Raw genomic sequence first — 20,964 nt, 5'->3', positions numbered from 1 at the left:
CACCTCGCCCGAGCGGCGGGGTGCACTCCGATGGGGCTGAACCTCGATTTCGTCCCCGAGCTGGTCAAACCCCTGGCACCGGCCCTGGCGGGAGGGGCGTTCCCCGAGGTCGATGTCGACCGGATCTTCAGCGAGGCGGATGTGCTGGAGCGGCTCGCCGACGTGCTCTCCGAGATCAAGGCCGAGGACGCCGACAGGCTGCTCGCCTCCCTGCGTGACCACGAGTGGAAGGGTGAGGCGAAGGACGCCTTCCAGGCAGCGTTGGCGCAGCTCACCGGCGGAGCCCCGAGCGCCGGCATCTCGGGCGGGGCGCTGCTGAAGCAGCTGGAGGACGCGATCCGGTCAGAGGCCGCGAACCTCCGCGAGTACGGCGTGCAGATGGAGCACGCCCAGTGGATGATCTACGCTGCGCTGGCGATGCTCGCCGTCTTCATCGCGCGTGTGCTGGTGTGGATCTACTTCAACGGCCCGGCCGTCTTCGCCGCAATCCATGAGCAGACTCTGCTCACGAGGATGTCGATCTACGAGCTGAAGCGGCAGGTGCTCGCCAACATGGCGAAGTTCGCCGCGATCATGGGCATTATGGACGGCGGCGTGCAGAAAGCGCAGAAAGAGTGGGGGCATCGGGAGCACTACGATGTCGGCTCGCTCCTGCTGTCCGTGGGCAGTGGCGCCCTCTCCGGCGCGGTGTTCGCCGGGGCGGCCTTCGGCGTCAGCCGCCTGGCCACCCAGGAAGTGCGATACGTGGCGTCGAAGGCGGAACTGTCCCTGCGGGACAAGGTGGCGGCGGTCGGGGAGAGCCTGTACGGGCGGGCCCTGCTGGGCGGTCTCTCGGCCACCGCGGGCGGCGTTCCCGGGCTCGCGATGAGCGGCCAGCTCGATTCGTCGCATCTCTTCTACACCTTCGTCTCCGGAGTCGCGGGAGGCCTGGACATCCCGGCCGGTGCCCGCGTCACCTACCATCCGCTGGCCGCCGCCGAACTCGGCGGGACCACGACCGGCGATCGGTCCGGCCCGTACGGCACGCCGTCCCCCGAGTCCGGCGGCCACCCGGCCTTCCCGTACACCGGTGAGGCTGGGCGCCACCCGGGTCCGGCGCCCAGCGTGCACGGAGACGCGCATCAGGCATCGCCCACAGCACCGGACGGACCCGGAACCGCTGTGCAACCGGCACACGGGAACACTGTGCAGCCGTCGCACACGACGCCGGACGGGCACGGGACCGCGGTGCAACCGGCACACACGACGCTGGCCGGCGTCGCGGACCGGGCTTCCGGTCAGCTGGATCATCTCAGGCACGCCCTGGACGGGGGCCGCCCGGAGTCGGCGAGCGCGGTGATGCGGGACGCCCCAGCGGCCGACCCGCGGCTCGGACCGGTGCGCATCGACGCCGGCACCGTGGTCTACCCGGCCGGCACGCACTCCCTGACGCCCCAGGGCGACGGCGGCCACGGAGGGAGCGGCGCCGGGGAAGGGGGCGGTTCCGGAGGGAAGCCCGTCGGCCCCGGCGACCGGCCGGCCGGTACAGGGCAGGTGATCGGAGGCGAAGTCGTACGACGTCAGGACTCACCCCTGCCCGCCGCCCCTGGCGACCGGCCGGCCGGTACAGGGCAGGCGGTCGGAGGCGAAGTCGTACGACGTCAGGACTCACCCCTGCCCGCCGATCCCGGTGACACGGCGCGCGGCGCCGCCGTGGCCGTCAGACAGCCGAATGAGGTGAGCCTTGCGGGTGACCAGGCCGGAGGCGCCACCGCCGCGCTGCTCCGGGCCAGTGCTCCGATCAACTCGGCTCCCTTGCCGGTGTATCCCTCGGTGCTGGCGGTCCCTCATGACGACCAGTCCCGGACGGACGCCGCCGCTTCGGCGGATCAGTCCGCTCCGCACGCCGGGGCCGAGCAGCGGGAAACGCAGGGCGCTCCATCGAGCCTGTCACGCGGCCCTGAACACTCACCTGCCCCGCGTCCGAGCATCGACGAGATCATCAACAAACCGGGGGACGGTCCACTCCAGAGCGGCGCAGTCCGGCAGGCCACGCCGGAGAGGCCGCCCACCGGCCGGTCCGCTCCGCTCGGTGACGCTCCTCTCGCCCAACAGGAGCGGGCTGCCGGGAGCCTCATATCCGCCATCGAGGGTTCTGGGAAAACGGTGGAAAGCGCGACGGTTCCCCAGCCGATCCATCCGCCCAGATACGTGGAGATCGGCGCGTTAGGAGAGACGGCGCTGCATGAGGTCCGGATCCCGGCGGATCCCGGGGCCGTGGCGCAGAAGTGGGTGGACGGCATCGGGGGCGACCTCAGTCCCGAGATCCGCACCGCGATCAAGACGTGGCTCACCGAACGGCTGGCCGATGCCGACCGGGACAACTGGACCGACCTGCTCCAGAAGGGCGCGGCGTTGGGCGTCGGCAAGGATGTGGTGTATCTGAAGCCGGAGCTGCGTGACTTCTCTCCCATGGAGAAGCCGACCGGTCACCGGCCCTATGCCGTCTCCTTCGGCGGTGACGGCGTGGATAGCAGAAACTCCGGAGTCCGCAATTCGGAGCTGACCGGTGGCCTCGTGAGGATGCTGGACACCTCGGACGAGGTGGAGGCACTCGGTCTGCCCAGCCTCGGGGTCAGGCACTCGTCACGCATGAGCGAGTCGAACGGCACCGACATCATGAGCGGCCGCAAGACGGTCATCTTCAAGCACGACTTCTTCGAGGCGGGGCTGTCCCTCGGGATCTACCGCAACGGAGTGGAGATACCCTACGGCGCCGTCATTCCCGAGCTTTCGGTGGTCGTGCCCTTCCCCGCGGAGTTCAGCCGGGTGGGGCCGCTCACCCCCGGCAGCGGTCCGCCGGCTCTCCCCCGGCACGAGGTCCCGGCCGGCGCGGCCCGGAAGATACCGGATTACGGCGTTCTCATCACCGCGGTGGAGACCCTGCCGTTGACGCTGGCGGTGCAGCGCCGGCTGGTGGAGGCGGGCGTGCCGTCGCACCAGATCGTCAAGATCGTTGATGACCTCATGTCCACCGTGCACAGCGAGCAGGCGATGAAGAACCGCAGCCAGTGGTGGCTGACGAGCGGATCCGCCTCCGAGGCGGTGCGGTACACGACCTCTCGGTTCCACTCCACCGAAGATTCCTTCCGCGTCACCTCCAGCATCTTGCGGATGGAGCCCGTGGCGGGGAGCAGGGAAGCGCCGACCGCGACAGCCATCCGTCCCGATCTGGGGCGGCGTACGGCCGGGAGCTCGACGAGCCAGGAAGGCAACACGGGGACCGCGCTGGTCGGTTTCAAGCTCGACGTAGGCACCACCGACAAGATCGTCGCAAGGGCCGGTGGCAGCCTCAAGGTCGGAAAGGCGCACTCCATAGCGACGTCTCAGGCAGACCTGCCGAAGGTGAATTTCCTCGAAAAGACCGACGTCGTGCTCTATGACGCAGTGGTGCGGCTGCACGTCGCCACGGAGAAGCTGGGGGCCTTCGATGTCGACGTGCGGATGGAAATGGGGCTACCGGTGCGCGAGGCGGACGGATTCGAGCGTGACGTCTTCGGCAAGGAGCTGACCCCTCCGCAGCAGGAATCCGCCCAGTCGCGGGAGCTCGCCGAGATACGGGAGGAGCTTGCGAAGGTGCGGGAGGAGTTCGCCATCCCGCACACCGAGCCCGTTCAGCCGCACGGCGGAGACCCGCGCACGGCGTACGAGCCCCATCCGCAGGAGCCGCCGATGCTGGCCGCCGGACGTGGACCGGGACTGGGCACACTGACCCGCCTGACCGGAGGCCAGCACCTCGTCACGGAAATCCATGACGCCCTCATCAAGGCTGCACCTGATCTTCCGCAGGATGCGCTACGGCAGGTCCGCCAAGATCTCGACAAAAATTTCGGTCGTCCCGCCCTGGAAGGCGACTTCACCCATCTCCTGAACGGGATCCACTACCGGGCCACGGCCGGTGACCACCACATCGAGGTTTCGGCCCGCGGCACCCTCGGCGCGCTGAACAAGGTCGATGAGTTTCCCATGACGGTGAACGAACGCAGGACCACGGGGACCGGAGTGACCACCGGGTGGACGACCCTCAAGGGGTTCGGCTTCGAGGGCGCCGTCAACCTGCGTATCAAGGTGAAGAAGGTCTTCGGGATCGACTTTCCCAAGATAGTCGTCAAGGTGATGACGGGAAGCACCGACAAGACGGCCTTCGCGTCCGGTCACAGTGTCTACCGCCGGACCGAGACCGAAGGCCCGGTCACCGCGTTCAAAAAGGCGGTTCCCATCGAGGTGGAACTGCGTGTCACGAAGAACGGCAAGGAAGTCACGGACGTCTCCTGGCGGGTGGACGGCAGCACGGCGGAGATCGTGGTGCCTCACCAGCATGTGCCGCAGCAGCCGGTGAGCGCGCAGGAGGTGGCGGGGGTAGGCCGCATCGAGCCGCTGGACCGTCGTCCTGACGACGTGGTCGACTTCAAGGAGCGTCCCGCCGGTGTGATCCGCATCGGCGCCATGCCCGACCTGGCCCTGGCGCTGGGCAAGGCGCACGCCGAGTGGACGGGGCTGCCGTCGCCGGAGAAGCCTCGAGACGTGCCGGCCGAGATCTTCGACGTCACCCGGCCCTCCTACCTGGAGGCGAACATCGGGCTGCTCACCTCGCCGGACGGCCTGACGGTCAAACTGCCCGAACACCAGGGCTGGAACCAGGAGCTGCGCATGAAGGTCAGCGTGGCCGGGCTGGAACGCACCAAGTCCGGCGCGGAGGTCGAATACGAGCATTACGCGAACGCGAGCACCCGGGTCATCACCGGCAAGGGCAGAACGGCGGGCCTGGAGGCACAGGCACTGGTCGGAACGCGCGCCACCCTGGGTGACTCCGGTGAAGGTGAAACAGGGACCAGGCACAAATTCGTGGCGACGGCCGGGGCGACCTTCTCGACCGGCCGGAACTCGACCCAGAGCGCCTATACCGGTGGCATGGACGTCGCCCGCTCCACCTACGGCGCCGAGTCGCACTGGTACCGCGGCGATCTGGTCGTGGAGGCGACCCCGATCCGATGGAAGGGGGACTCCGTCGAGCAGGGCCCGCCCACCCGCCTCCGGGTGAACCAGATCGTGGATCTCATGACGCCGGAACAGGTGGCGCGCCACCTTGGACTGGAGGGTCCCGCCCCCGACGTGGCCGTCGTGACGGAACCGCGTGCCTATATCTCCCCCGAACTGGCGATGCACTCGGCACACGTCGAGCATCTCGACGCGGCGAACGTGCTGCCGGAGCTCGTCGGCGTCTTCCATGAGCAACGGATCCTGTTCGAGGGCGAGGAGCTCACGACGAGCCCGGTCATGGAGGCCCTGCGCTCCCGATACAGCGAACAGGCCCTGGCGGCGAACCTGGTGACACTCCGCACCGGAGCAGACACCTGGCTCCCCGTCAAGGGGGCCCGTGGTTTCACCGAGTACGTAGGGGTCCGGGTCAGAGCCGTGGTGCTGGACGGGGCGCACACCGCGGAACGTCCCGACGTCAAGCTCATGCTCCGCAGTGAGCACCTCAGCGGCGCCGGGAACACGCATGAGGCCGGCTCCGGCCATGGAGCCAGAGCGCTCATGCGCTACAGCAGATCTTCCGACAGCGACCTCGCCGGAGCCGAGGTGTCGGCCAGGAGCACGTCGGACTCCGGAACCTCGCACACCGGCGGTACCAACGTGAAGGAGATCAACCGGGTTCAGACCTCTGACCCCTCACACGAGTTCACCCACCCTGTCCGGTACGAGATCGAGGTGGTGCGCAGTCAGGAGCCGCCACCCGGTCTGGAGCACCTGGTCCGGGGGACCCGCGGTGTCCTGCACAAATGGGCGGAGCTGACCGGCAACGACGCGGCCGTGCGGTTCTGGGACGAGCGCCGTTCGACGTCGGCGGTCACCCGGGTGACGAGCGGTGAACTCCGGGTGCTGGTGCCCGAGCACGTCACCGTGCCGGTCGCCGAGGGAACGCCGGTCACGGCGCAGACGACCGTGGTAGGCGAGGCGCCACGCTGGGCGAAGCCGGTCACACCCCTTGCCGTGAACGCGACGCTGGGCGAAATCGCCAACCAGGTCGCTTTCCCGGCGGCCTCCCTGGTCGAGCAGTGGGCACCGGTCGCCGCCCTGCCGCCGAAGCTCCGGGGGCCGGTGCCCAGCCTGTCCGACCGGCCACTCGGGTTCGACCTCAGCAGCCCGGCCGGCATGCTCCTCAGCACGGCCACCGGTCCGGGGATGATGCGCGCCAACCTGAAAGCGCTGCTTGCCCACGAGTACGTGATTCCCGGTCTCGGAAAGGTCGGAATCCAAGCCTTCCGGGCCGAAAAGGTCACCGAGGCGTCGGTCAAACAACGCGTGTACTCCCAGACGATGACGACTTCCGGCCATGGCCACGGCTCCAGCAAGGAACGGGACGGCCGAGTGGGCCTGTCCGTCAGGCCGTCCGCCGAAGGCGCCGTGGGCATCTTCGGCGTCGGCGGCGGACGGGGATCCGGTGGGGAGCTGGCGTCGCGGAACAACAACATCCGCGAACGCAACCTGGAGGCGAACACCGAGAACGCGTACTACCGAGTCGTCGGCAGCCTCGTCTTCCACAACGAAGGCAGAGACCTGGTGATCGACGTCCCCGACGGGCTGTACATCCGGCTCTCGCCCGACGACGTGGACCGGCTCAACCGGGAGCACCCCGGGTTCATCCGTTAGCGCCGACCGCGTTTCACGCGCCCATCCGGCTGTTCAGGGCCCGGCTGTTCAGGGCCCAGGTATTCAAAGGTCCGGGTATTCAAAGGTCCGGGTATTCAAAGGTCCGGGTGGACCGGCGGCCACGGGGCGCCGCCCCGTGGCCGCCGGCGCGGCTACCTCAGCGCGGCGGCTACCTCAGCGCGTAGGCGCGGGTCACGGTCTGGGTGACCGAACCGCCCGCCGTGTCCGAGGCATCGACCCGCAGCGACACGTAACCGTTGGAACCCGTCAGCGGAGGGTGGGCCACCTCGACCTGGAAGCGGCCACCGGCCCGCTTCCTGACGTGCGTGGCCTCCTGCCAGGTGGCTCCGTCGTCGACCGAGTACTCGACCCGGACCTGGCGTACGGCCGGCGCCCGGCGGAGGACGGAGTGCGCGGCGGCTCGGAGGTCGAAGGTGAACGACCGCCCGGCCGGTGCCCGGTTGAGCAGGTCGAGCGGGAGGTCGTAGGTGAGCCGGATGGCCGGTTGGAACGCGCAGGCGGGCCCGAAGGTGCAGGAGTACCCGCGGGGCGTGCCCGACGGCGGCGCGGAGGTGAACCGCGAGCCCGTGGTCACCTGCTTGGACAGGGCCCGGCCGGTGACGTCCACGGTGTCCAGCCGGTAGGCGGTCGCGTCCCCGGGAACGGTGAAGGAGCGGGGCCGCCGCCCCTGTGCCTTGATCTCCTGGTCGTCGGCGAACAGCCGGGGAGTGGACGTGACCGGGCTCAAATTGCTGTAGTGGCGGGGGTCGGAGTCCAGCCACTGCTCCGCCGGGACGAACCTGTCACCGTCCCGGCACAGCGCGCACGGCAGCGTGACCGGGTGGTCGTCGGGCACGTCGGCGGCGCCGGGCACGAGCGGCGCCTTGAACCACCGCTCGGTCAGCCGGTCGTCGTGGCGGGTGAACCGGTCGTCGGAGCGCAGGTCCAGGCTCTGGTTGGTGATCGTGCGCGACCAGGTCACCTTGCCGTCGGCCGGGCCGAAATACTCGGTGCGGGAGACCGGCATGCGCAGTGCCCCGCCGTACGGCATGCGGCCCGGCTCCTCACCGGTGGAGGACTCCCCGTACTCCCAGCCACTGGTGTCCGGCTGGTCGGCGTGGTAGTTCGCGTCGATCCGGACGAGATCCTTTACGTCGACCTTCTCCGGCCTGGCGGGCACCTTGCCCCGTTCGTCGTAGCGCAGCCGGTAGACGACGTCGGGCCCGCTGTACGGCTCCAGCCGGAGCGAGACGGGTCCCTTGTCCAGTGCGGCGCGCAGGTCGCGCCCTTCCGCCGCGCTCAGACCGAGGCTCCGGAACGCAGACCAGCCGCCGGCCGGTATGCGCGGCCGCCCTCCCTTGACATCGAGGTAGCCGAGCACACCCGCCGCGCCGCGCCGGGAGGCGTTCCGGGCCGCGTCGTCCATCATCGCGCCCGCGTCGACGTAGGGGGTGGCGCCGTCGGTGACGGGGATCCCGGCCAGGACGAGCTTGCCGGTCACGTCGAGGCCGTCGAAGTCCTCTACTCTGCCCTGCCCCACGGAGACCACGGGTTGGGTCGTGACGCCCGTCAGGCTGTCACGCATGGTGTCAAGGTCGTAGGCGGGATGGAGCGCGAGCCTGCCCGCCGTGGCGGCGGCCAGCACGGTGGGTTCGAGGGTCCACTGGTGCGACAGCCGCAGCTTGCCCGTCTTGACCGAGGGGACCGGGGTCACGTAGAGGTCCTGGCCGCCGGCGGCGCCGCCGTACAGCGAGACGGGGTAGGTACGGTCGGTGAACGTCCGCACGTACCACGTGCGCCCGCCGCCGTCGGTGGGCTCTTTGGTGATCGGCCTGGTCGGCACGGTCTTGCGGGCGTCCAGGGTGAGGTCCTGGTCCCCGTCCAGGGTCACGTTCTCGATCACCCAGCTGTTGCGGTTGCTGATCCGGGTCTCCCCGGCGACGCCGATCACCTCGTAGTCGCCCGCGGGGAGGTAGAGCTCACCGGTGCCGGAGAAGTCGAGGTGGAGGACGTAGTAGCCGTACGGGTTGAACGGGTCTTCCGGACTGTTCGACCGCTTCAGCGGGATCGCGTAGACGACGGGCTCGGCCTGGTAACCGGGGAAGAACTCCTTGGTCCCGTAGGAGTTGACCAGCGAGATCCCGAGGCGGTGCGTGGCGGGGCCGGTGTAGTAGCTGAACGGCGTGACGAGCCGGATGTCGCCGCTGTTCGCGGTGACCCAGCCGCCGTAGGCACCCATCGGTCCCGCGGTGGGGTCGATCGTGAGATCGACGGTGGCGGTGCCGTTCGCGGGGACGGTGACGCTCTGGGAGCCGAGGCGGATCGCCCCGTCGGGGGCCGGCTTGCCGCTCCAGCCGCGGGTGACCGGCGCGACGGCGAGCGTGACGGCCTCGGTGCCGGTGTTGCGGTAGGTGACCTGCCGGGTGACGGGGGACTTGCCGAGGAGGTGGAAGTCGACGACGGAGGTCGCGAACACCTGCTGGGTGACCGCGCGGGCCACGTTCACCCGGCCGCCGCCCTGCTCGAACCAGTTGTGGTCGTCGTTCCGCTCGGCGGTCGAGACCAGCGCGTCGCGTAGTTCCCCGGCGTTCCACTCGGGGTGCTGCTGGGCCAGGATCGCGGCCGCTCCGGCCACGTGCGGGGTCGCCATGGAGGTGCCGCTGTTCGCGGTGTACCGGTCGCTGCCCGGGACCGGCGGCACGGTGGAGTCGGCCGAGCGGGCGGCCACGATGTTCACCCCGGGGGCGACGATGTTCGGCTTGACCGCCGCGTCGCCGAGGCGCGGGCCCCTGCTGGAGAACTCGGCCAGGGTCGTCCCGGTGGTCTTGTCCACGGCGCCCACGGCGAGGGCCTGCTCGGCCGCCGCGGGGACGCCCACGGTGAGCGGGTCGGAGTCGTTGCCCGCCGCGGTGACGAACAGCGTGCCGTATTTCTTGGTGAGCTCGTTGAGGGCCTGGCTCATCGGGTCGGTGCCGTCACCGCAGCAGGAGCCCAGGCTCATGTTGACCACGTCGGCGCCCTGCTCGGCGGCCCATTCCATGCCGGCGATCGCCCAGGACCAGTCCCCGCTGCCGCCGTCGTTGAGCACTTTGCCGACCAGCAGGGACGCGCCGGGCGCGACGCCTCGGTACTTCCCGCCGGACGCGTCACCCGAGCCCGCGATCGTGGAGGCGACGTGGGTGCCGTGGCCTTGCGCGTCGGCGATGCCGGGGGCGTCGGAGAAGTTCTTGCTCGCGACGATCCGGCCGGCGAAGTCCGGATGGCCGGCGTCGATGCCGGTGTCGAGGACGGCGACCTTGGTCCCCTTGCCGTCGAAGCCCCGCTCCCAGCCGGTGGGCGCGCCGATGAGCGGGACGCTCTCATCGAGGGACATGTCGATCCGGCGGTCCAGCCAGACCTTGGCGATGCCGCTCGCCGACCTGCCGACGGACTTCTCGTCGGCGCGGAGTGCGGCCCAGAACGTGTCCGCCTCGCCGGCGCGCACTGTGACCGCGGCACCCTTGATGATGTCGAGCGGGCGGACGTTCTCGCTGGCGGGCAGGGCGTCCGCGGCCGTCGTGAGGGCGGATGCGGTGGGCTTGCCGGTATAGGTGATGAGCAGCGGGATCGTGTCGGTGCGTTTCTCCCGCGCCAGTGTCTCGACGTCGAACAGTTCGTCGTCGAGGACCCCGGAGGAGACCAGCACCGCGGCGTCCGACGGCAGGACCAGGTATCCCCCGTTCCGGCCGGGAAGCGTGGCGAACGTGATGGGCGTGCCGTCGGGCCGGGGGGCCTCCCGGATGTTGATCGAAGGGATGCCGCTCTCCGACGGCGTGTATTCGACGACGTCGCCGGTGATCAGCGTGACGGTGACGCCACCGGCCGGCTGGTTCTCAGCGGGTTCGGTCGTTCCGGTGGGTGGCTGACCGAGCAGTTCGGCGGAGCTGGGCGCGACACCGGCGGTGAGCACCAGCGCGATGCCGGCCAGGACCGTCGTGAGCCGGGTGTGCATGTGGGGCAAGGTTTCCCTCTCGATCCACGGTGAGCGGGGAGCCGTTTCCCGCCGGGGTGGCCGGCCGCAGACGGTGAGAGGTGATCGGTCGCCTCGCACCGACCTATGGGAGCGCTCCCACGCTTCAAGATCTATTTTCCTAGATCACTTATATCAACCAAATGATCGAATTGTTGGCAAATTTGGGGTATTCGGGCGACCCGAATTGACCACTCGGAGTGACGGCCGTCAGCACCCGACCACCGCCCGGCACCCCCTCGGAACAACCGGCTGGACCGTCGCCCGGCGGGCGCCGCCCTCGCCCGTGCGACGGCAGCGAAGTCCGGGGCCGTGATCCGGGCTGTGGCCGCTAGGGCGTGTCCCGTGATCTTTGATGTGGGTTTGGTGTAGATCATCCATGTGGATGAGGAGCGCCTGAAGCGTCACGATCTGACGGACGAGGAGTGGGCGCGGCTGGAGCCGCTACTACCGGTGAACGCGGTACAGGGCGCCCGGTGGAACGACCACCGGACGGTGATCAACGGGATCTTCTTCCGAACCCGGACGAGCTGCCCGTGGCGGGACCTGCCGCCCTGCTATGGGAAGTGGAAGACGGTCTACAACCGACATCGTCGCTGGTCACTGAACGGGACATGGGAACAAATCCTGAACGGACTGCGGGCTGGATGCGACGAGACCGAAGGCCAAGACTGGACGATCAGCGCTGACTCCACCGTGGTGCGCGCTCACCAGCACGCGGCCGGCGCGCGCCATGCCCCAGCGGCCGACATCCCTTCAAAGGGGCCAATAAAGATCACGAACGGGTGACGTCCGGCCGCGAGGCGCTGGGCCGGTCGCGCGGCGGCTTGTCCACCAAGATTCACCTGGTCGCCGACCGGCGGTGCCGCCCGATCGCCCGGATCACCTCGCCCGGTCAGCACGCCGACTGCCCGAAGTTCATTCCGCTGCTGGAGTCCATCCGCATCCTGCGGCGGGGGGTCGGACGGCCCCGCAAGCGCCCTGCCCGGGCGATGGCCGACAAGGCCTACTCCTCCCGCGCCAACCGTCGCTACCTGCGCCGACGCGGCATCAAAGCCGTCATCCCGGTGAAGAAGGACCAGCAGGCCAACCGCAAGAACCAGGGCTCCAAAGGCGGACGGCCACCGATCTTCGACCGAGAGGCCTACAAAGAACGCAACACCGTCGAACGCTGCATCAACAAACTCCGCCAACACCGCGCCGTCGCCACCCGCTACGACAAAAGAGAACTCATCTACCAGGGCACCATCGACGTCGCCTCCATCCGCATCTGGCTCCGCCACCCCGTCACATGATCACGGGCAGGCCCTCACCATGGGCGAGAACGGCGACTAGATCCTCGAGGATTCCAGCGAATTGCGCAGCCTGGATCTCAACCGCGAAGACCATTCCCGCATGCTCGGGATGCTTGACCAGGTGCCCCTCACGCCAGAACTGCAACGTGATCACCAGATGGTCTCCGTCGCGGAAGAGGAAGGCTTGCACGTTGTCGGTCGTGGGTCCCCAGCGGTTAAAGATCCAGAACTGTTCGTAGTCTTCTTCGCAGTCTCCGATCCCGGTGGAAAGCCGCCGATGAGTGGCCGCTGGGGACAGGCCGGCGAAGGGCAGGGGCGAACCATGGCCGGAGCGCACCCAGACAGCGGTGCCCGCCACGGCGCGGCGGAACTGCTTGACATAGGCCAGGTTGTCGTCACAGGTCAACCACTGATCGGCCGCCCACAGGTCGACCCGACGCAGCGCCGGGTCGACCCAGTCGCCAACCTCCACAGCAAACCTGTGCTTGTCACCCAGAAGAACTGCCACCCGGGCACCGTGGCAGATTTATCGCCTCGCACACAAACGAGTTCCGACCCTGCATTGCACACTTGAAGCGGCTCTATCTAGCGCACCCGCATGATCACGGGACACGCCCTAGCGCTTCCCGCGCTCCAGCCGCCTGCGCACGCTCGCCGCGTCGGCGGGGTTGAGCGCGTCACCCGCGTCGAGCACCCGCGGCAGCAGATCGGGCTCGGTCGTCAGGGCGCGGAAGAAGAACTCGACCGTCACCCCGTGCTCCGGCCGGGAGACGACCTCGATGTCGTCGCCCGCCTTGATCTCCCCTGGCTCGATGACGCGGAGATAGGCGCCGGGCCGTGCGGCCTGCGTGAACCGCTTGACCCACCCCTTCTCCGCCAGCCAGCCCGCGAAGGTGCGGCACGGAATACGCGGAGAGGTCACTTCGAGGACCAGGCTCGCCCCGATCCGCCACCGCTCGCCGATCGACGCGCTGTTGACGTCGAGGCCGGAGGTGGTGAGGTTCTCACCGAACACACCGTTGGACAGCTCGCGCCCGAGCTCCTTCTCCCACGCGGTGAGGTCCTCGCGTGCGAAGGCGTACACCGCCTGGTGATCGCCGCCGTGGTGCCGGGGGTCACCCACCGTGTCTCCCGCGACCCCGGAGCCTGCCGTACCCCGCGGTCCGGGGGCCGCCACGGCGACCGGGCCGTCCACGGGACGTTTGTCGATCCCGGTGACATCGGTGGAGGTGTAGTCGGCGGCGTGCGGGTGGGCGATGTTCACCGAGAGAAGTCGAGCCATAGTTTTCACTGTATGTGGGGATATAAGGGGATTATTTGTCCGGCGGACAGCCCTGTATGGCACGCATGGCATGACGGTTGCGCTGTAGCCGCACGGCCACGACCTCTACGGGCTCCAGGCCCCGACGGCGGCGGACGGCGGTGGCCAAGGGGCGGCGCAGCGGTGGCGACGACGACGCGCGCTAGGGGATGTTCGCACGGATCAGGGCTTTTGCAACGGCCTGAGCCTGCTGCAGCCGTTCTCCCAGCTTTCGCGTCCGTTCGGCCAGATGCCGTGCATCATGGCGGTCATCATCCAACCGTTCTTCCGGCTCCCGGAGCCGGTCGATCGTCGGCTGCGCCACCGCCTGCCCGCCGTCGTCGGGGCGGAAGTGGCTCTGGTCGTCCATCGGACCTCCCCCCTTGTCGGTCCACACCTATCTCAGCACTGGCTGATCTCGGCCGGGGTACCCCCTGGGAACGGTCCCAAAACTCACCCTCGCATCATGGCCGTGCGGCCCCCGAACAGGCCGAAACCAACGCCGAGGCTTCCGGCCCGCGCCCGAGGCAGGTCAGGCCGTACGGCAAGCGGGCCCGCACCCGAGGCGGGTCAGGCCGTACGGCGAGCGAGGAGGTGTGCCTGTGGGAAGCCCCGCTGGGGATCCTCGCCGGGAGCACAGACCAGCCGGGCGACCTCGGCGAGCCCGGCCTTGAGCAGCAGCTCGGCCACGTGGTCGGGCGAATAACGGTAGGCGAGGGACACCTTGTGGTCGAACGCTTCCGCCGGCTCGGTGGGGTGGTCGTACGCCTGGAAGGCGAGCAGCAGGTGGCCGCCGGGCGCGAGCACACGGTGGAACTCGGCGAACGTTTCGGGGAGCCGCTCGGGCGGGGTGTGGATGATCGAGTAGTTGGCGAGCACCCCGGCGAGGGAGGCGTCCTCCACCTCAAGGGCGCCCATCAACCCCACCTCGAAACGGATCCCCGGATGGGCACCGCGGGCGAGTGCGATCATCTCCGGTGACAGGTCGACGCCGAAGGCGGTGACGCCGAGGGAGCGGAGATACGCGGTGATGTGGCCGGGGCCGCACCCCACATCCGCCACCAGACCGTCACCGGCGGCCCGGATCAGCTCGGCGAAGACGGGGATCATCGCACGGTTGAGCGGGCCGGCATGAAAAAGCTCGGGGATGCTCTCGGCGTAGAGGGCGGAGGCGGTGTCGTAGGCGGCTCGGGTGGCGGTAAGGAAGTCCGGCTCGGTCATGGGAGGCCATGGTAGGAGATCACCGAGACCCGCCGGCCCTGCTGGTACGTCTGATCTCGCCGCTCAGCAGGAACGCAGCACCAGGGCCGAAGGGCCGATGTCACTTGGCGTGCGGATAGGCGACCATGGTGTTGGCGGAGTCGTCCCAGAACAGCCCGTAGCCGGCGTAGTCGCTGAAGGGGACCGCCCCGTGCTCGCTGTCCTTGGCCTCGCCGGTGGCGACGTCGATCACGACCGATGCCTTGGACCCGTTACCGTCCAAGGCGACGCTGCCGAAGGCGACGCCGTCGTCGGTCACACCGGTCAGGTGGATCGGCTTGTCCTGATCGGTCTCCTCGAAGCAGTGGCCGGTGCCCTTCTCCAGATCGAAGACCGTGTGACTCCGGACGAGATAGCGTCCGGCGGCGGAGAGGGCCGCGCCTTCGGCGTCGTCGTCGACGATCCCGTGCGGCGACTCACAGTCGACCTTGGCCAGCACCTTCCCGGTGGCGGAGTCCAGGACGGCCCAGGTGTCGTCGGTCGCTCCTTCGTCGTGCCACTTCGCGACCAGGGCGTCCTCTGCGATCAGGCCCACGAAGACCGTGTTCTCGCTGTTGGTGGTGAGGCCCCCGCTCGACCAGGCCTTCGGCACCCAGGAGTGGGAGTCCACCGTCAGCAGTGGCCCGCGGGACGTCACCGCGACCGCCTTGGTCTTCCCGAGGCACAACGTGCACTCGTCGGCCGGGGGCTCCAGCTCATCCAGGTCGTACTTCGTCATCGCGCCTGTGGCCGGATCCACGGTCATCACCACGTCGTCGTCCAGCTCCACCAGCAGTCCGCCACCGCCGTCCCTGACCACGCCCTCGCCCTCCAGTTCGAGATGGCGGGCCGGTTTGACGGCGTCTCCGGAACCACGGGCGGAGAAGATGTCGATCGTGGTGACCTCACGCCCCTTGCTGACGGTGCCCGCGCCCTTGGCTCCGGATGCCGAGGCGATCAGGTAGTCCTGTCCCTGCACGGTGACCGAGAGCGGAGACATCGAGCCGAAGCCTTCCACCGTCGCACTTTTCCACAGGATTTCGCCGCTGGTCACGTCCAGCACGGTGAAGTCACCGTTGTTCCTGCCGCCCTGACGGAAGACGGCGACCGCCTCGGAGTGCGGCAGGGCGAGCTGGGTCCCGGGCAGATCGGACTCCCAGCCCTGGGAGGTGTCATAGAGGCTGGGCACCGACAGCTGCGTCTTCGGTGCGACCCGCGTAGGAGACGGGGACGGCGACGGCGGCCGCCCACTGGCGGCCCGGGACTCCTTCGGCTCTGCCGAATCGGTGCTTTTCGCGCCTCCGCCACAGGCGGTGAGCAGGCCGACGGCCACCGCTCCCGCAAGTACGCACCTGAGCACACCGCCGATTTCCAGCGACATGAAACATCCCTTCACTCTTTGCGGCCGGGCCCGGTGTCATGAACATGCCTGATGGCAATGCGGAAACCGAGAGCCCGCCTTTCCCCGGCCACAGGCTGCCCTCCCGGCTGAGACGCCATGTCGCCCCTTGATCAAGGTCTCCGATCTTCCCGAGCTGCGTCGGGACCTGTCCAGCAAATGGAGTAAATCCATCTTTATTCGTTCTATCGGGAGGTCGAGATCAGACGGCTTTCGAAGGTGATTGCGGCTGGATACTTGCCGCTCCACGAACCGTGGCGATCTTGGGACGATCGGCGCTGTTCGCAGAGGATCCGGACGTCAGTCTGTTGGGGCTTTTATCACCCGATGGCCTGATATGTCAGGTCCCAAGAAAGCGTGCCCGCATTGATCCCCAGGTCTTCGGCGACCGAGGCGATCGATTTCCCGGTCTCCCGAATGATGCGCACCGCACCCGCCCGGAATTCCGGATCGAAACTCCGTCTGGTCTCTCCCATGACCCGGCCTCCCCCTCAGATCAGATCTCCACGGTACGAGGGAGGGTCACTCTGATCCGGGAGCCGCCTTGGGGAATCGAACTCCAGGCCTCTTTCTTACGAGTGGGCGGCACCACGCAGGTTGGCGAACGCTCGCCCTGGTCGTGCGGTAGGTACAGGCCGGTGGGATGTGATCGTGTAAGGCGGTATCGCTGTACCGGACTGCCGTCCAGCACCTCGATGGACACATCCGACAATGCCTCCTGATGATCTCTGGTGCGGCGTAAACTCACTGTCATGAGCGCGGCCCCTGAAGAGTACGACGACCTTCACCGCCTGGTTGACCGCTTGACCCTGAACCAGGCGCGAGCCCTGCGTGCTGTCGCGCTGGAACTCGTCGAAAGCGAACCTGCGCCACCTACCGAAGCGCATGGCCGACGACGACGGCTGTCGTTCGCCGGAATCATCGCCGACGAGCCGGATAGCGCCCGACGCTCAGAGGAAATCCTTCTTGACCGGTTCCGGACCAGCTAGTGCTGATCTGCGACACCGGCCCCCTGTACGCAGCGATGAACCGCAAAGACCAGGATCATGCCCGCTGCCTCGATCTCCTCGAAACATACCCAGGCCCCCTGATCCTCCCCGGCCCGGTTTTGGCAGAAGTCTGCTGGCTACGGAATCACGGATAGGACCGGCCGCGGAAGCCGACTTCCTGCAGTCCATCGTGGACGGCGAACTGACCATGGAGCCACTGACCATCGCCGATGTCGCCAGGATGAAAGCCCTGATGGTGAAGTACGCGAACTTCCCCTAGGCGCGGTGGACGCCGCCGTGATCGCAGTCGCGGAGAGACTCGCTGTCCGGGAGATCGCCACCATCGACCACCGCCATTTCGGAGCCGTGAAGAACTCCCACGGCAGTCACTTCACGCTCCTGCCGTAACTGTCGCCCCTTTCACTTGTCGATCTCCTTGGCCCGCATCGTGCCACAAAGTCGCCAAAGACTTTCCAGGATGGCCTCGGAGGGTATTTGACCTGCTGCGCGGCTGAGAGGACTCGAACTCCTGGCCTTCGATCCGTGGCCAGTTTGGGATTGTCGATGGGTGCCCACAAATGTCATAGAACCCATTCCAGTGGGCGAGGTCCCGGCCGCAGGGCCTCGGCGAAGTCGACGAACATGTCGCGATGTCCGTTTCGGGATTGCTGGACAAGCTCAGCGCGCACACCACGGCAGGACTGTTATGAGTGGTCATGCTTGGGTGATGGCTCGATCAGCCTGTCCTTGGCCGGTGTCCTGGGCGAAACGCTGTGTCCGCAGCTATCCAGGCAGCACCCACCCGTAAGGCGGCTGTCCGGAATCATCACGGCCCCTCATCACACAGTCGTAGGCGATCGGCGCGGTGGGTGAGTGAACCGCGCGGGTGCGCGCAACGACCAGCGTGAACGTCTTCGCCACGCCCCCGGGCAGTGATCGCTTAGCCAAGGGAGCACCGCCGGCACATGACGTCCAGCGCAGGTGCCAAGCCTCCGAAGACTCCTGGTGCCCTCCTCTCTCGCACATGTTTGAACGATAGTTCTAGTTGTACTATCGTTCAAATATTCTCAGCGAGGGAGGACGCCATGCCAGAGGTCACGACCCGGCGTGCGGGAACGCGTGAGTGGGCGGGGCTGGGATTGCTAGCGCTGCCGACGGTGCTGCTCGGCCTGGATGTCACCGTGCTGTATCTGGTCTTTCCGAGCATGGCCGAGGTGCTGGACCCGTCGGCCACGCAGACGCTGTGGATCATGGACGTCTACGGGTTCTTCATCGCCGGGTTCCTCATCACCATGGGGACTCTGGGTGACCGGATCGGACGGCGTCGCCTGCTGATGATGGGAATGGCCGCGTTCGCCGCAGTCTCGGTGTTCGCAGCCTTCGCCCCGAGTGCCGAGCGGCTGATTCTCGCCCGAGCACTGCTGGGGGTCGCCGGGGCCACGCTGATGCCCTCGACGCTGTCGCTGATCTCGAACATGTTCGCCGATGTGCGTCAGCGCGCGGTCGCGATCGGGGTCTGGGCGACGATGTTCGCCCTGGGCATGGCCGTCGGACCCGTGGTCGGCGGCGCTCTGGTCGACACGTTCTGGTGGGGAGCGGCGTTCCTGCTCGCCGTCCCCATCGCGGTCGTCGTGCTGGCCGGGGCACGGACGCTGCTGCCCGAGTATGCCGACCCGCAGGCAGGCCGCCTCGACCTGGCCAGTATCGCCCTGTCGCTGGCCGCGATCCTGCCGGTGATCTATTCGATCAAGCACGCCGCAGCGCACGGCCTCGACCTCGGCACTGTGATCCTCGCTGTACTCGGCACCGTAGCCGGGGTGGTCTTCGTGCGTCGCCAGCGCGGCCTGACCGCGCCGCTCCTGGATGTCACGCTGTTCACGAATCGGACGTTCTCCGTGGCGCTGGCCGTGCTGCTGATCGGACTGGTCGGGGTGGGCGGAACCATGTACCTGGTCACCCAGTACCTCCAGCTCGTCGAAGGCCTGACGCCGTTCGCGGCGGGCCTGTGGATGGGGCCGCCCGCTCTGGCGATGTTCGCCGCAGCGATCGGCGCACCGCTCATCGCCAGGCGGGTGCGTCCCGGCCTGGTCATGGCGATCACGCTCGGCCTCTCGGTGATCGGCTACGCGCTGCTGGCCACCGCGGGCACCGGGGATGCGGTGATGGTGGTGGCCGGGTTCGCGTTCGTCTACCTCGGCCTCGGCGCGATCGCCGCCCTCGGCACCGATATGGTCGTCGGCGCCGCACCGGCCTCGAAGTCCGGATCGGCCGCCGCGATGTCCGAGACCGTCCAGGAACTCGGCATCGCCGTCGGCGTGGCCGTCCTCGGCAGCCTCACCACCGCCCTCTACACCGCCCGCATGGCCACTCCTGCGGACGTCTCGCCCGAGATCGAGGGGCGTCTCACTGAGAGCCTCTCCGGGGCGCTGTCGGTGGCCGATCACGTGCCCGCCCAGGTGGTGCAGGAAGCGCAGCGGATGTTCACCAGCGGGGTGAACATCGCCTCCGCCGTGGCCGGTGTCGCGATCGCCGCAGCGGCCGTGCTCTGCCTGACGGCATTACGGCACGTGCGTCCGCTTGGGGAGAATCAGCACGACGAAACGGAGCAGCGGTGATGTGCTCGACTACCCTGGACCACACAGGAGGGGAGCATGAACGGCGAGAGCGAGCACATCGATGGGCGCAAGGCCCGGGGCAACAAGCGCCGTGCCGAGATCATCGACGCCACCCTCGCCATCGTCACGCGGGACGGTGCCACGGGCGTCACCCACCGCACCGTCGCCAAACAGGCCGGCATCACCATCAGCCTGAGCACCTACTACTTCGCCACCCTCGACGACCTGCTCGTCGCGGCCCTGTCCAGCGTCGCCGACACCTACACCACGCGCATCCGCCAGATCATTGACAGCCCCGGGGACAAGCTTCGTGGCCTGGCCGAACTGATCGCCGAATCCGCCGGTCCCGGCCGTGAAAGTGCCCTGGCCGAGCGCGAGCTGTCCACCCTGGCAGCTCGCCGCCCGGCACTGGCACCCGTCGCCCGTCGTTGGCGGGAGAACATCGCCGAGCTCGCAGCCACCCTCACCGACGATCCCGAGGCCATCGCCGCACTCGTCGTCGCCTCCGATGGTCTGTGCACCGCCATCCTCATCGACAACGCCCCCGCCGATACCGACTATGTCCGCCGAATCCTGACCCGTGCCATCCACGCGCACCGCGATACGGTCGTCTTTTGAACGAGCTGACGATGATCCACAGCGGGACCGGAGCAAGACGAGCGGGACACCGTCACTGCCGCTAGAGCAATCGCTGCCTGGCAAGCACCGTTCCCCATCGGATGATGGCACCGGCTGGAAGCCCAGGCCGCCGCAGGAACGTCTCATCAGTCGGCCCCTCCCCTCGTCGTATCCGAGGCGAGCGGATCAGGCTGCCGATTGCGCCGTCTCGCACCGCTCGCAGTACTGAGGTTCGTGATCTGCTGTCGTCGCTGCGCGATCTGCTCGGTGAGCTCATCGACCCGCTCGCTCACAGCAGAGTGACCCGTCCGTTATTCCGTGATCTCCATCCATCGCCATACGGGTGATCGTGTTGAGGATCGATCCTCCGGCACCCGCCCTGTCATGGAGCAGCCACCGGATCCACGGCGCTGTTGGCAAGGGTGTCAGCAAAAGGCCCCCACCGGAAACGGTGGCCCACACCCGCCGCCACCGACAACCGGGAGCAACGGGTGATCACGAGACAACATGCTGTACGGATAGAAAGGGCTACCTCCAGTGATCGGAAGTGGCCCTTGAGCTGTGCGCAGCTGAGAGGACTCGAACCAGAATCCCATGGTTTCGATCAGTCCCCGGCGATTCGGCGGTAGCGCTGGCCAGTCAAACGGGTTCACCTTCGTTCAGCCCAGTTCATCCGGCGTGGCTCGCGATTTGGCTCCCTTTCAGGCGGCCAGCCAATCACGTCCTTCCCGCCACACGGGAGAGGTGGTTTGCTTGGTTCCCGCACGTAGCACGCTGTCGGAAGAAGAACTGATGAGATTAGCGAGG

Annotated in this window: 12 protein-coding genes; 5 read left to right on the top strand and 7 right to left on the bottom strand. The window is 68.1% G+C overall.

The window, feature by feature from the left end:
- Positions 1-30: 30 nt before the first annotated feature.
- The gene (locus OHA77_RS21955; protein WP_406311432.1) at positions 31-6,693 is read left to right on the top strand and encodes a hypothetical protein; all 6,663 of its coding nucleotides are present in this window, start codon (positions 31-33) and stop codon (positions 6,691-6,693) included.
- A 169-nt stretch (positions 6,694-6,862) separates the two neighbouring features.
- On the opposite strand, the gene OHA77_RS21950 is transcribed toward OHA77_RS21955, so the two are convergent.
- A complete protein-coding gene (locus tag OHA77_RS21950) occupies positions 6,863-10,684 on the bottom strand; it encodes a S8 family serine peptidase (RefSeq protein WP_406311431.1) in 3,822 nt (1,273 codons plus the stop codon).
- A gap of 414 nt (positions 10,685-11,098) precedes the next feature.
- Between OHA77_RS21950 and OHA77_RS21945 the strand changes: the two genes are divergently transcribed.
- A protein-coding gene (locus OHA77_RS21945; RefSeq protein ID WP_406319854.1) for an IS5 family transposase occupies positions 11,099-11,997 on the top strand; the annotation gives its coding sequence in 2 pieces (ribosomal slippage) (positions 11,099-11,440 and positions 11,443-11,997; 897 coding nt in all).
- Here OHA77_RS21945 and OHA77_RS21940 read toward each other — a convergent pair.
- The 6 genes from OHA77_RS21940 to OHA77_RS21915 form a co-directional block, all read right to left on the bottom strand.
- Positions 11,990-12,505, bottom strand: a complete 516-nt coding sequence (locus OHA77_RS21940; RefSeq protein ID WP_406311430.1) for a hypothetical protein — start codon at positions 12,503-12,505, stop codon at positions 11,990-11,992. The two genes, OHA77_RS21945 and OHA77_RS21940, sit on opposite strands and share 8 nt — an antisense overlap.
- Before the next feature lie 108 nt (positions 12,506-12,613).
- On the bottom strand, positions 12,614-13,279 hold the full coding sequence (locus tag OHA77_RS21935) for an MOSC domain-containing protein (protein WP_406311428.1): 666 nt from the start codon (positions 13,277-13,279) through the stop codon (positions 12,614-12,616).
- A gap of 181 nt (positions 13,280-13,460) precedes the next feature.
- The gene (locus tag OHA77_RS21930) at positions 13,461-13,667 is read right to left on the bottom strand and encodes a hypothetical protein (RefSeq protein WP_326826414.1); all 207 of its coding nucleotides are present in this window, start codon (positions 13,665-13,667) and stop codon (positions 13,461-13,463) included.
- A 200-nt stretch (positions 13,668-13,867) separates the two neighbouring features.
- Entirely contained in the window at positions 13,868-14,518 is a 651-nt protein-coding gene (locus tag OHA77_RS21925; protein WP_406311427.1) for a class I SAM-dependent methyltransferase, read from the bottom strand.
- A 100-nt stretch (positions 14,519-14,618) separates the two neighbouring features.
- Positions 14,619-15,917 (bottom strand): hypothetical protein, encoded by a 1,299-nt coding sequence (locus OHA77_RS21920; RefSeq protein ID WP_406311426.1) that lies wholly within the window; start codon positions 15,915-15,917, stop codon positions 14,619-14,621.
- A gap of 338 nt (positions 15,918-16,255) precedes the next feature.
- The gene (locus OHA77_RS21915) at positions 16,256-16,411 is read right to left on the bottom strand and encodes a transposase (RefSeq protein ID WP_406311425.1); all 156 of its coding nucleotides are present in this window, start codon (positions 16,409-16,411) and stop codon (positions 16,256-16,258) included.
- Between the two features lie 276 nt (positions 16,412-16,687).
- Here OHA77_RS21915 and OHA77_RS21910 point away from each other — a divergent pair, with 276 nt between their 5' ends.
- From OHA77_RS21910 to OHA77_RS21900, 3 genes are all read left to right on the top strand, one after another.
- Positions 16,688-16,924 carry a hypothetical protein gene (locus OHA77_RS21910; RefSeq protein ID WP_326826417.1) on the top strand — a complete coding sequence of 79 codons (237 nt, stop codon included), beginning with the start codon at positions 16,688-16,690 and terminating at the stop codon, positions 16,922-16,924.
- Positions 16,925-18,009: 1,085 nt separating this feature from the next.
- A complete protein-coding gene (locus OHA77_RS21905) occupies positions 18,010-19,539 on the top strand; it encodes an MFS transporter (protein ID WP_406311423.1) in 1,530 nt (509 codons plus the stop codon).
- Positions 19,540-19,575: 36 nt separating this feature from the next.
- Complete coding sequence (locus OHA77_RS21900; protein ID WP_406311422.1) at positions 19,576-20,157, top strand: TetR/AcrR family transcriptional regulator; 582 nt, start codon at positions 19,576-19,578, stop codon at positions 20,155-20,157.
- Positions 20,158-20,964 lie beyond the last annotated feature (807 nt).

The organism is Streptosporangium sp. NBC_01639 (assembly GCF_045209755.1).
Taxonomy (GTDB): domain Bacteria; phylum Actinomycetota; class Actinomycetes; order Streptosporangiales; family Streptosporangiaceae; genus Streptosporangium.
This window is presented reverse-complemented; position numbering and strand designations above follow the sequence as displayed.

Excerpts from the sequence above, each read along its gene's own strand:
- OHA77_RS21955 (WP_406311432.1), top strand. The coding sequence starts at position 31 with ATGGGGCTGAACCTCGATTTCGTCCCCGAGCTGGTCAAACCCCTGGCA.
- OHA77_RS21950 (WP_406311431.1), bottom strand. The coding sequence starts at position 10,684 with ATGCACACCCGGCTCACGACGGTCCTGGCCGGCATCGCGCTGGTGCTC.
- OHA77_RS21935 (WP_406311428.1), bottom strand. The coding sequence starts at position 13,279 with ATGGCTCGACTTCTCTCGGTGAACATCGCCCACCCGCACGCCGCCGAC.
- OHA77_RS21930 (WP_326826414.1), bottom strand. The coding sequence starts at position 13,667 with ATGGACGACCAGAGCCACTTCCGCCCCGACGACGGCGGGCAGGCGGTG.
- OHA77_RS21925 (WP_406311427.1), bottom strand. The coding sequence starts at position 14,518 with ATGACCGAGCCGGACTTCCTTACCGCCACCCGAGCCGCCTACGACACC.
- OHA77_RS21920 (WP_406311426.1), bottom strand. The coding sequence starts at position 15,917 with ATGTCGCTGGAAATCGGCGGTGTGCTCAGGTGCGTACTTGCGGGAGCG.
- OHA77_RS21915 (WP_406311425.1), bottom strand. The coding sequence starts at position 16,411 with ATGGGAGAGACCAGACGGAGTTTCGATCCGGAATTCCGGGCGGGTGCG.
- OHA77_RS21910 (WP_326826417.1), top strand. The coding sequence starts at position 16,688 with ATGAGCGCGGCCCCTGAAGAGTACGACGACCTTCACCGCCTGGTTGAC.
- OHA77_RS21905 (WP_406311423.1), top strand. The coding sequence starts at position 18,010 with ATGCCAGAGGTCACGACCCGGCGTGCGGGAACGCGTGAGTGGGCGGGG.
- OHA77_RS21900 (WP_406311422.1), top strand. The coding sequence starts at position 19,576 with ATGAACGGCGAGAGCGAGCACATCGATGGGCGCAAGGCCCGGGGCAAC.